Annotated in this window: 2 protein-coding genes (1 of these 2 running past the window's edge); both read right to left on the bottom strand. The window is 67.0% G+C overall.

Features of this window, described 5'->3' with window-relative positions; genetic code table 11:
• Positions 1–11,129, bottom strand: the 5' portion of a protein-coding gene (locus ACGF7Y_RS09825) for an alpha/beta fold hydrolase (protein WP_393231535.1). Its footprint begins 14,254 nt before the window's first position; only the first 11,129 of its 25,383 coding nucleotides appear in the window; its start codon is at positions 11,127–11,129; its stop codon lies off the left edge, out of view.
• Entirely contained in the window at positions 11,129–12,856 is a 1,728-nt protein-coding gene (locus ACGF7Y_RS09820) for a hypothetical protein (protein WP_393231533.1), read from the bottom strand. The genes ACGF7Y_RS09825 and ACGF7Y_RS09820 overlap by 1 nt, the downstream gene beginning before the upstream one ends.

The raw sequence follows: 12,856 nt of genomic DNA, 5'->3' as shown, positions 1-12,856 counted from the left end.
TGCTCGGGCGTCCCGGGTGGAAGCTCTCCCAGCTCGACATATGCGGCCAGCCGTTCTCGCGGCACGTCGGTTCGGGGTGGACCGTCGTGTGTCGCGAGTTCGGCCGATGATCGGTCTTCCGGGCCGGCGGCGGTCACCGGGTCGCTACCCCCGGCCTCCACATCACTCCGCCCGGGGGACCCCAACGCTGCCTGAACGTGTGTGACGCGCGTGTCGGACGATCGATACCGGTTCACAGCTTCGGTTGCCAGCTGGATCCGAGTGGCGAGGTCTGGATGGATTTGCCCGTTGGCCGCGTTGGTCGCGTCCATCAACGCGGCCAGCCGCTCCTTCGCGGCGTTGAAGTGATGGACCAGCAGCGTGAGGCGTTCTCGTGGGACGGTCGTGTTCCGCTGACCCATCGCGGCCACCGGTTCGTCGAGATGACCGAGCATGGCGTCCAGCTTCCGACTCTCGAGGTCCGGGTGCACCTGTCCGTCGGTGACGTGGTTCGCGTCCATCAAGGCCGTCAGCCATTCCGCGGCGGCGTGGAAGTGGTGGACCAGCAGACGGAGGCGATCCGGTGCGCTGGTCACCTCCGATCGCCCCCGCACCGCACGCAACTCGTCGAGGTGCGCGAGCATGTCGTCCAGGCGCCGGAAGCGCGCCACATCCGCAGGTTCCGCGGCCACACCGGTATCGAGGATGGCGGCATCGCGTTCGACCGCGACGCCCTCACGGACCAACTCCAGCAGTGCTGGGTCGACAGCCGCGAGCAACTGCCGCGCCGAGGAATCACCTTCCGGCACCGAGGCGTTTTCGGGTGTTCGTCGCACACGCGGATCGACGCTTCCTGCGAGCGCGACGCCCTCGCTCCCGTCGGCCGGTGCGGTGGCCGACGGTTCGCCCGCAGCGGGCGGGGTAGGAGCGCCTTGCCCATAGGGGCGGCCAAGCGGATCGTTCTCGTCGTGATGGAAGACGCTGGGATCGGGTCCGGCTCTGCGTCCGACGGATGGGCTCAGTGCTGTAGTCGGGAGTGCCAAGCGCACGTCCGACTCCGCCAGCCAGGGCTCGAGCCGAGATGAATGGAACTCGGTGAATGCTGCCGCAACCAGGGCAGCGTCCGAACCGAGTTCGATATCGGTGTATTCCGCGGTGATGACCCCGCCTTCGCGACCGAGCACGAGCGTCACCGAACCGGGAGCGCCGAGAACAGGATTGAACGACAACGTTATCGCCACGCCATCCGGCATCGCTTCCACGGCGGTGACGGTCACCCAGTAGTCATCGCCGAACCCGGTGAACGTACTTTCGGCACTGTCCCCGCCGGAGTCGATCACGGAGCCGACCGTCGTCCGCACCGCATCGGAATGCCACAGCCGGCCTTGGCTGTCCTTGCTCCTGACGTTGAAGGTGACGCCGTCGAGATCTACGTCGAGACTGATCAGCCTGTGTCGCAGATAAGCGCCGAACTTCGGATCCCGCGATGCCTTGCTGAACGCGCCGCTGCCGAAATGTATCCAGTCCGGTTCACCAGCGGTGAACAGCCAGACACCAAGGCTGATCGGACCTTCACGTCGGTTTCGATAGGTCCGGTACAGCGCCGGGTGCGTAGCCTCGGTGGCGGGCGCCACACGGATGTCGTCCGGGTCCGTGCCGATGAGGAAGATGTCACCTAGGGATCCAGTGGTATACAACTGCCCATCGCGGTAGAACTTTCCGCCGCGCACAGTGACTCGCATGTAATCGATGTCTGTGCTTTCTTCGGGGCGCACCGCATCCGGACGATCCGGCGAAGCCACCTCGTACTGTCGGTGGCTCGATTCGCCATCGTCTCGACGCGGTACGCCCGGGCCATAGGGGCGGCCCAGCGGATCGTCTTCGTGGTGATGGAAGACTCGGAAGTCGGGTCTACGTCCGCGTCCGAAGCGCCGATTCTGTTCCGGGCCGGGCGGGAGGTCCAGGGCGGCGCGGGGATCGACATCGTGGAAGGGTTCGACTCCAGACGGGGGCAGCCCGCCGCCGCCGGAGCGCTTCGGCTGCTCAGGTCGGACCGACGGCGTCTCGTCGCTGGTGGTTTCGCCGATGGACGGCTCGGTTGGAGGATCGTCGTTCGCCGGTTCTGTCCGTGAATGTGCCTGCGATACCTGGCCCGGCCGTGTGTCCGGAGGGAGCTGAGGCGCCATCGGCGCTACACCCGGTGTTTCGGGATCGGTCTGTGCTGTGCCCGGTGGGCTGTTGCGCTGAACCTCGAACCAGATCGTCTTGCCCCCGGTGCGGCCCAAGTCCACGCCCCATGCGGCGGCCATGTCGTCCAGCAGTCCGTAGCCGCGCCCGCGCATGCCCGGTTCTCGCCGGCCCGCCATCAGTGCGCCCAGATCGATGGCGTCGAGGAAGTCGTCCACGTCGAAGTCGGCCGAGGCCTCGTCAGGGCTGCTCTGTGCGGTGTCCTCGAGAGCGGCGAAGTTGCTCTCCGGCTGCCACTTCGGCAAACCTCGGCTCTCGTCGGCGATCTCTACCCGTAACACGTCATCGAACAGCCAGTACCGGATCTCGGCGTCCCCTGCGTTGTGCACGTGCACATTGGTGACCAGTTCGGTGACCGACAGTTCCACGTCTTCGATCTGGTCGGTGTCCTGCCAGCCCGCGCCGGTCAGCACCTCACGCGCGGCATGGCGAGAGGTCCCGACGCCACGTGGCACCGACTCCCGCGCGAAGCTCAGCTTCACGATCGGGTCGGGCAGTACATTCGACGGGTCATGCTGTCCGGGAGATTCGAAAAGCTTGAACCACCTCTTCCTTCTTCCACCGTGGCCGCTGCGGGCGTGTTGCCCGAGGTGAGCCAACTCGTAGCCCCACACTGCGGCGTTCTCGTCGAGCAACTCGGTGAGTCGGCCCGGTTCCGTTGATCGGCCGGGTACATCGCGCACGGGCAGAGCAGGTTCGGACGCCACGTCGAAGGTCGCGTCGAATTCCTCGGTCACCTCGACGACTACCCACCGGTTGCCCGGCTCTCCGAAAAGGCCGTGCCGCACCTGCGTACGCCCATGAGTCGTCGACAGCAACGCGGCCAACATCGCTTCGGCGGCATCGACGTGTCCGTCCGGGAAATCGGAGAGAGCTGCACGGATCGGGGCGAACTCGCCCTGCACCGGATCATCGTGCGGCCTGTCGTCCCCTCTCGGCGTGGGGGCGCCGGTGGGTTCCGCGGGTGGCTTCGACTGCCCGACGTCCGGGCGCGGAGCGTCGGCCGGATCACCGTCACGCTCCGCGACGTAAACCTGTCGGATGCTTTCGGTGGCCTTCGCCATCAGCTTCGTGGCCGATTCCTGCCCGATGTTCAGTCGCGTGCACAACTCGGCCAGCGAGATGTCCTGTATGAGGTAGAGCAGCACGGTGCGCCGCGCTGCGTCGGACAGCTCGGGCAGAGCTTGTCTCAGCTTCGCCGCAAAGTTCTCGTCAGAGAGTTCACTTTCCGAAGTGGAGCGGGCGCCGGTGGGTGCCGCCACATCCACCGGAGGCGTGTCGTCACTCTCGTCTCGGTCGGTTTCGTCGGTGCCGGTATTCGATTGATCCAGGAATATCGGTTTGCGCAGGTGGAGCCACTGCTTCGCTTTCTCGACGGCGGTGAGCTCCAGTCCGAGAGCCGCACTGATCTCGGCGTTATCGGGTTCGGCGGCCCCGGGGGCAGCGGTATGGTTCCTGATGTACGTGTCTACGCTGTAGATCAGCTCGCGGTCCTTCGAACCGAAATTCGCGTACATCTGCTTGTAGTAGATATTCTTCATAGCCCAGCGGGCATTCGCCATGGCAGCTCTGGGAAATTCGCCAGGCGGAACAAAGGTGCCGGCGGCCACCCCGATCGCCTCGAGGGCTCGATGGACGAGATCTTGGTATTCCTCTCCCGGAACCGTCCAATACCGTGGCGCTGCCTCCGCAATCCAGAGATACTTTTCCAGAATCTGGCTCCGAATTCCCCGCTCCTCGGGGGATCCGGGCCGAGTCGCTATCAGTTCCCAGATCAGACGAGTATCCTCTTCGTCTCCGGTTCCCACGTCTCGGCGTGCGTAAAACCGCTGCAATCCCTTCACCAAAGTTTCATTGGTGAAGGGTGTCCCCGGTAGTTGCTCATCGAAATCTTCGAGAATGTCCCGAAGTTGCCGGAGCGCGACAACGCTCGGTGTTGTCTGTGTCTCTCTTCGGGAGATTGTGTTCTTCGTTACTCCGGTTCGTGCCGCGAATTGCGATCGACTCATTCCGTAGTAAAGGCGTACTGCGGTCAGCCAATCGTGGACCGTAGGGAAAAGGGCCGGATCGGGAACGGTCTCGCCTGCCGGGTCCATCCGGTAAGTGAGACCCCACGCCTCGGCCAGGTCATTCCATCGCTCGACACCGCGCTCCTGCAGCACATCACGGTAGATTTGCAGCATCGTCAGTTCATCTATCTCTGCACCTTTTTTGAGACGCCCGATGTGCACTCGTGTGAGTCCGAAAACGCGCGCAGCGTCCGAATCCTTGATTTGGTTGACCCGGAGGAAGTGCCGGAGATACTCACCGAAGGATGCGACGGCACGTGGGTCGGGGAATATCAGGGTCGCCCTGGGGAGGTATGTAAAACACTCGACGAGCTCGTCATAGGTGGCATTGTGTGAGAACGGGGAGGCCTCGGCAATGATCTGAACCGTGGGGGCTGGGGGCCAGATGTCGCCTATTTCCCACTTTTTGACCGTGCCGCTCGATTTTCCTACCGCAGCGGCCAAGTCCTCTTCTGAAAGACCCGATTCGGTGCGCATCGAACGAATATATGCACCGATATCCTGATAACCTTCGGGGTACGCGGCAGTGCCGTTATCGGTGAGCAGCTCCGGGTAATATGACGACGCATCCGTGTACATTCTCCGGGCGTAGGGTACCCGACGCAGCAAGGCCCTGATCTGCTCGATTTCCAGGTCCCGTTCCCCCCGTTCGATTTCCTCCCAGGTGCCTCGAGCTACATTTACCAGTGCGTCCATCTCGGCCGGTGCTATCCCGAGATATCGGCGCATTTCCGATAGCCATGTCGTCTTGTCGCCCTCGCCGGGCCATGGAAGCTGCGCGATGGGCTCCGCCGCGTGACTATTCGCCTCGATCCCTGCCCCGGTCAACCATCGCCGCACCTGATCGAGCTCCAGATGGTGCATCTCGACATATTCCGCGAGACTCTGGCGAGACAGCCCTGACCGATCGGCCGGCCGCCCTCGATACCAGTCGAGGAAGCGCTGTTCTTCGGCAGCGCGCAGCGGCCGCTGCGGCAGCTCGGTTTCAGACGATTCGTGTTGTGTGACAGCCGTGCCGGCACCGGGGGCGGAGCTGGGCGCGGGGAAGTCATCCGCACGTGGCGACTGTCCCGAACCATCCTGCCGCGACGGGCTGGGCGGCTGGAAACCGATGGGCGGCGGGTGTTGTGGTTGCCGGGAGCTTTGATCGGCAGGTGCGGCAGGTGGTCCACGGGTAGCGGGGTCGGTGGTGTGGTCGGTGGGTGAATGAGCGTGCTGGTGTATGAGAGCCGCGACTTCTTGGAGAGGGTCTACCAGGACGCGGAGGTAGTCTTCGGCCTGGGTGAGCGCGACCTCGGTTTCGGGCGTCGGTTGGGTCTGATGCTCGGCGGCGGCCTGGGTGTACTGGACGACGACGGTCTGTACGAGCGGATGGGGAGACAGGGCGTAGAGGTCGTCTTCGGGTGAGGTGTAGTAGCGGGCGCTACCCGGGTCGCCGTTGCGGGCCGAGCGGTTCTCGGCCTGGATGTCGATGTCGCGGGAGCGGGCGGAGCGGCCCGTGACGATGACGTGCAGGCCGCCGAGTTCGCGGATGTCGTCGGAGATCGGGATGTCGACGCCGCGAGCGCCTTGCATGTTGATGACGAGGACTTTGCCGTGCTCGCCGGCGTGATCGAAGATCGCTTGCAGATCGGCCTCCGCATCGGTGCCGTGATCGAGGAACCATTTCGCGTCGACGGCGGTGTGTGCGACGTCGAGGCCGTCGAGGAGGGCGGACAGCGGATCGACGAGGTCGTTGCGGTCGGCCAGGATCAGTTGCGGACGGCCGGTTTCCTGCATTGCTTTGATATCGGCGGCGGCAGTCTTCAGCTTCGAGGCCTCGTCCGGGGAGATGCTGTCGGCGTGGACGATGAGCTGGGATTCGTGGAAACGGTCGATCTTGGCGACCTCGTCCATACCGTAGCGCTGCTGTAGCTGAGTGGCGGAACCCTCGGCGGTGCCGGAAGCGCCGGTCACGCGGTCGTAGTTGTCCTGGCTGAACAGTTGCTGCGCCGTGATGGATTTCGAGCTGGCGGGGTCGTTGCGGATTCGCAAGCCGTGTTCGGCCTCGATGGCTTGCGCGAGGCCGCCGTTCCAGCGGCTCTCGGAGGAGGTCTGAGGATCGAAGAGGACCTTGTGGGTGGTCTGGTCGATGATGAACACCCTGTCGTTGTGCACAACGTAGTGCACGTTCTCCACGTATTCCCACCGTGCTGCGGCGGCCATGGCGATACGGGTCGATTCGGTCTCGGTGGGCGCACGACCGAGCAGTTGCTCCAGCTTTTGCCTACCGTCCTCGGTCAGCCGCGCCGGTCCGCCGCGTTGGCCGGGGGTGCGTCCGAAATCGGCTTCGGTGAGTTGATTGTCGCGCAGTGCCGTGGTGAGCAAATCGCGGGCTTGGGTGACCTGGGCGGCGATGGGGGCGTCGGCGAACTGGTCGGCGCCATCGGAGAGGATGTACTGGGTGTCGGCGTGGACGAGGGCTTCGTCGATCTCGTCGATCGCCGCACTGCGGCCGGGAACCCAGTTGTCGCGTAGCGCGGCGAAGCCGACGTCCTGCTGGGTGCCGATGTAGATGGTGGGCCGGCCGGGTTCGGGGGGCCGAGGGGCGTGGTCGGGGTTCATGCGGACGACATCGATGCCGTACTCGGCCAGGACCGCGACGTATCTGGCAACTTCGCGGTTGGCGAGGTTGTCACGGGTGGTGATGACTTGTACGGCACCGTGTTCGATGGCCTCGCGGATGGCATGGGCGAGGAAGACCAGGGATTTGCCCTCTCCGGCGTCCATGTTCACCGGGACTCGACGCATCGCCGTCACGGCGGCGACCTGGGTCCAGCGCAAGATCTTGTCTTCGCCACGGCGAATCACCTCGATCACCGCTGCCGTGGCGTCGGCGGAGTCCTCGCTGCGGAGCATCTGCGTAAGGGTGGCTGCCGGAAGGTTGTTCAGCCGGTCGGCCTCTGGAATATCGGGTCCGGATCGGGCGTAGTAGTCCGCGAGCACCGCTTCCGCGGCCTGCCGCATCGCATCGACCACCTGGTCGGCGCCCTGTTCGAGCGGCGGGGAGTTGTCGACCGGGAGCTGATCATTCGCGGCATCGCCGACCTGCTCGTCGGGAGTTGCCAGGGTGGCGTTGTCGACCTCCGGCGCGTGCGCGCCGATCGCGCTTTCGCTCGCGGCGGCAACGGCTCGGGCGACCGGAGCGGCAGGACGCCCCACGTCCGTAGTGGCGTCCACCGGGTTACCGGACTCGATGGCAATGGGTCTTCCGGTGGAGACCTCGTGCAGGTCGGCGGGCGCGGTCGATTCGGCCGCCGCTGTGTCCGGCATTGCCTCGAGGACGCCGGACCGGATGACCGCATCATCCGCGACGCGGCGCAACCAGCTGCCCACATCCTCCCCCGCGGGGACAGGCCACCGCTGTTGTTCCGCGAACCGGAACACGGTGCCGTTGATCGCCCCCGCCGCCAGCGCTAATTGCTCGTCCTGGTCGGTCGACTGCGACTCGGACACTCCGAGTGCCCGGCGCACGTGGTGGAGGGTGTCGAGTCCGTACTGCTCGCGCAGCTCGTCGAACGCCGCCGGATCACCTTGTTGTGCCCGTTGCAGGAGCGAACGCGGATCCGGTTGTCCGGCAGACTTTTCCGACCTGACACCCGACTGCGGACGTTTACGGTCAGAGCCGTCACGCGCGGTTGTGGAGCCGCGCTGACCTTCCTCACCGATCGCTCCGGTCGTTTCGGCGCCCTCGCGCTCCACCAGCCGCTCGGGGACCGGCGGTGTGGAGGGCCGGCCGCGCTTGCGAGGCTTCGGCCGCGGTTCCGGTTCCGGTTCCGGTGTGGGTGCCGGGGGGTCGGGCGTTGGCTGTGGTGGTGTGGGCGTCGGCTCCGGTTCGGGCGAGGGTTGCTTCTTGCGTCGTCGGGGTTTGTCGCCGCCACCCATCTGGGCGATGAGGCGCTTATGCTCCGTCTTCCCACTCGGTTGGGGGACAGGTTGGAGGTGCGGAACTCCGCCTATGGCGGGTAGACGGCTGGGGTCCTGGTGATATTCGAGGGAATGCGGGTTCAGGTGCGGCCCCGCGGGTGTCTGCGGCGCACCGGGGGTCCCGGGGTTCGGTTCGGTGGCATACCGCGAAGGCATGGTGAATGAGGCGGGCGGTTTGTCGAGCCCGGCGTCCAGACCTGTTTCCGGTGCGGCGACGTGGCGATCCGACAGGGGATTAGCGATATCCGGAGGGCGTGGCGACGCGGAGTCGGGGTCGTCGGGGTTCTGGAAGGCGCGGCCCAAGCCGACGGAATCGACAGGCAGCGGAGTCAGGGCGGGTGTGCGCGGGATTACGGGTATGGCGTCGGCGGGTGGTTCGTCCTCCAGCGGGTAGGAGACGCCGGGGATGGTGACGTAATCCCCCGCCGGCTTCTTCTGGACGCTGTGGTCCCGTGGGTCTTGCCAGACGCTGTGCTCGCGCGGGTCTTTCTGGACGTTGTGTTCCCGGGGGTCGTCCACGACGGTGCCCGGTGGGGTGGGGAACTCCTCGGGATCGGCGGAGGGTTCGTCGTCGTCGCCCGGCGGGCTGGTCGCGGCGGTGGGGGCCGGTGGTGTCGCGGCGGACTGTGGGGTTTCCCCGGGATCGGTTGACAGGAATCCCGGAGTCGCAGCCGGTGCTGTCGGCATGCTCGCGGAGGCGGCCGGATCGTGGTGGCCACCCGGGGTGTGGCCCGACAGCGCTGGCGGTGTGGCGAAGGGGATCGGGTTCGGCGGGTGCGGTTGTGCGGCAGAGGGTGTGTGGTCCGACGTACCGTGTGAAAAGGGGGTGCGAGGTTCTTCCGGTGGTCTTCGGTGTAGGCCAGGAGTGTTCGTGTCGGTCCCGGTGCGCGTCGGCGACGCCGTGGCATCCGGAGCAGGTCGCGGCGGGTTGGCCGACGCGACCGGGTTGTTCGCGTCAGCGGTGGGGCGCGCGGACGCCGTGGGTGAGGCGACCTCTTGTTTCGGTGGGCTCGGCGGTGCGAGCGGAGTGTTCGCGTCGGCTGTCGGCGACAGCTGCGGTGTGGCATGTGTCGGCGCGGTCGCCGAGGCAGGGGGTTCGATCGCAGTCGATTGTTCCGGAGTCGCGGTGTCGAGCCGCGGGAGCGCCGGATCGAAATCGAGGTCGAGAAGGATTTGTTCCTCGGCGGCGGTGGCGCCCTTTTCCAGGGTCTCGCCCGCAGGCCGGGGTCCTGTCATCGCCTGGGGCGTGTTACCGGCCGTCTGCTCCGGCGCCACCAAGTACATGTCCCCGCCAGGTCCGTGCGCGACCAGCAAAGGATCCGGGTAAGAACTGCTGCCGTCGACGAGGACTTCGGTGGCGAGCCCGGGGGTGACCGGTTGTGCGCTCTGGTCCGGACGCACCTGAGGATCGCTGATCTGGGCCTGACGGGTGGGCATCGGTGTGGCCGAACCGCCTTCGGGCGGTGTGGCCACGGCGACCGAGCTGCCCGCCCGCGCGACCTCGGTGCTGCCCCACGCAGGCCAGGAGCCGCCGCGTCCGGGGGATGACGGTGAGTAGGGGTGTGATGGGCCGCCCGACGGGTAGTCGGGCGCGTTCCCGGGGGTGGTTCCGCCGCTCCCGTCCGGCAACTGCCCGGGGCCGTCGCCTCTCATGAACGCCGTGAGGGCTTGGCGGTCCGCTCCCTCCGCATTGTCGAACAGATCGCGGAAGATCTGCTCGCCTTCGGCCATCATCTCCGGGGTCAGGCCGCCCGGCCGGTCCATGGAACCATCCCCGAACCCGGGTTCGGGCCCACCCGCCCGTGGCGCGTCCACCTCACTGGTGGTGGACACGCGTTCAGGACTCGCCGTTTGCGTTTCGGGCGGCTGACCGTCCCCGGGCGCGGAAATCTTCGCCATCGGCGCGGCATCGGGGGGTAGGCCCCCATCCGAGGAAGCCACCCGTTCGGGTACTCCTGTGTAAGCTCCGGCCCGCGTGGCCCGCACCGCTGCCCCGGAGGCGCCGACGAGACCGGAGGCGGCGCCGGTCCACACCATCGCGGCCAGGTCCTTGCCGCGCAGTTCGCCGCCGGTCAATCCGTACGCGGTCAGCCCACCCGCCAAGCCACCGGCCATGCCGCCCACGCCGCCCGCGGCCACGGTGCCGAGCACGCGTCCGCCCGTTCGGATCGCCACGGGCGCGACACGACGACCGACCTCGACACCGACCAGCCCACCGACGGCGCCGGCCGCCGCTCCGATCCGGACCTTCTTCCAATCCATCTTCTCCAGGTGGCCTTGCGCCATCTGGACGCGTTGCGCGACATAGGGAACCCCGCCGCCGATCGCCGTCCCGAAGAACACGCCTTTCGAGGCAAGCACCAGGCGTGGGTGCTCGGCGACGAACCGCGCGGCCTTTCCCAGCATGGTCAGCACCAAGTCGCGCTTGGCGAGTTCCATCCCCACTCTCGCCTCGGCCCGGTCGGCGATCGCCTTCACGATGCTGCCGGGCGGAGGCATCGCCATGTCGATGATCACCTGGGCGAGCAGCGCTCCCGCGATGCCGATGATGACGTACTGCTGGTACTCGATGGCCGTGGCGTTGTCGTACAACTGCTTCGCCATAGCGTTGTTGAACTCGATCTGCGCCTGGGTGTGGGCGATGATCTCGCGGTACCGCTTCTGTATTTCGACACCGGTCTCGCCCTCGACCGCCCGCTCCAGCTGCTCCACCCTCGGCTGGAGCCGGTGCAGCACCAGGACGAGCCCGTTCGCCGCGTCCGACCAGGTGTCGGCGCTGCGCCGCATCGCCTCCGGATCCCCCTCCGGGAAGTGCCCCAGCACCAACTCGGTCAGCCAGCCGGGGAAATAGTCCGGAATCTGCACCATCAGGCGCTCGATCGTCCGCGCGCGTGCTCGACGACCAGTCGGTGCAGTACCTTCGCCGGTCCGCAGGCGTCCTCGCCGCGCAGTTCGACCTCGGTGAACCCTTCGACCACCGCCGCTCGGGGATCGAAAAGGTCACCGGAGAAGCAGGCTCGGATCAGTTGTGCGCGCCACTTCCGGTAGCCGCGGACGATCGCGGCCAGCGTGTCACGGCCGCCCCACGGCCCGCTGACGCGCTGGTACTCCATCAGCAATGACCGATGCGCCGACTGCCGGACCCGGGACCCTGCACCCGCTTCGAGAATCCGGCCGAGGTCGTGCACGATGGTCGAATACATCGGCCGCTCAGCGGATCCGGCTACCCGCTCGCCCGACCGAATCGCGGTCTGGACTTTCTCTTCGAGCAGCGCTGGGCTGGCCGCCGTGACACGGTCGAGCAGGATCCGCTCACCGGTGACCGGACCCTCCGCCTCTTGCGCCACGTGAGCCGACGTCACACGCGACACCGCACCGTCCGGTAGGTCGGTGATCTCTATCCCGGACAGCTCGATGTAGGGATGTTTGCCGAGGATGTCGTCGACGGCCGCCGCGATTTCGTCGACCGTAGGCCTGGACACACCGGACGTGTCGAATCCGGCTATCCGGAGGCCATGGCGAGCGGCGAGCGCCTGCGCGGCGGCCACCGCGTCCGGATCCGTCCGTACCCGGGAGCGCTTCGCTTCCGCCGGGACCGTCTTCGGCTTGCGCCGTTTCGTGTCCTTGCCGGGGTTCCCGGGTTGTGCCGCGTCGGGCCGGGGACCTTTGCGGCGCGGCGGGTAGACCTGGCCCGGTGACGGCCCACCAGCGTTTCGCGACCACGGCGTGCCGGGTGCGTTTCGCATCCACGGCGAATCGGTGGGCGGCCTCGTCCATCGGCCTTCTGGTGTTCGCTGGACGGCTCCCGGTTGCGGTACGCCGGGTTTGGGTGTCGCCGCCGCAGGGGGTGAGCCGGTGGCGGGCGGCGTGGCAGTGGCGGGAGACACCGGGGTTCGCGCGGTCGGCGCGGCTCCTCGCGCGGTCGGCGTCGGCCGATCCGGAACCGAAGGCGTCGGGGACGAGTTGGGCAACGGCTCTTGTCCAGGTGAGCCGGAACTGTCGAGCGGGCCGTAGTCGCCGGGGTTCGTCCGGCCGGGCGCGATCGGATTCGCGGTCGGTTGGTAGCCGGACTGCGGGGTTGCCTGCACGGCCGTGGGGTCGGATGCCGGAGCGGCGGAGTCGTACGCCGGGGTGGTGGGGTTGGACGCCGGGGTGGGCGTGATGGCGTCGCGAGCGGAGTTCGGCACGGCGGCATCCGGCGTGGAGACGAGCCGATCGGGCGCCGGGCTCTGCCATTGCGGCTGCTCGAAGGGAACGTTGTAGGCCGGATCGGAGCGGAACGGATCCCGATCGCGAAGTTGGGAGCCGATGTTCTGGTCCTGGTCCTCCAGCACGTTGCCGGCATCCGCGACGCTGCCGCTCATTCCGCGCAGATTGTGGACGAGGTTCTCGAAGCCGGTGATTCCCTTGTCGGCCGCGGGCTCGTAGCTGTCGCCGAAGATCCGGCCCGGCTCGTCGTCGCCCCAGCACTTTCCCTCGGCGGCGAGCCTTTGCTTCAGGCGCGCGAGTTCCTCCTGCGCCACGTCGGCGATCGCGGCGAGTTCCGGGGTCAGCGCTCGCAGCAGGTCGGTATCCACCCGCAACGACCGACCCAT

This window comes from Nocardia sp. NPDC047654 (assembly GCF_043205035.1).
Taxonomy (GTDB): Bacteria; Actinomycetota; Actinomycetes; order Mycobacteriales; family Mycobacteriaceae; genus Nocardia.
The sequence above is the reverse complement of the archived record's forward strand: the minus strand, read 5'-3'. Positions and strand labels throughout refer to the sequence as shown.

Excerpts from the sequence above, each read along its gene's own strand:
- ACGF7Y_RS09820 (WP_393231533.1), bottom strand. The coding sequence starts at position 12,856 with ATGGGTCGGTCGTTGCGGGTGGATACCGACCTGCTGCGAGCGCTGACC.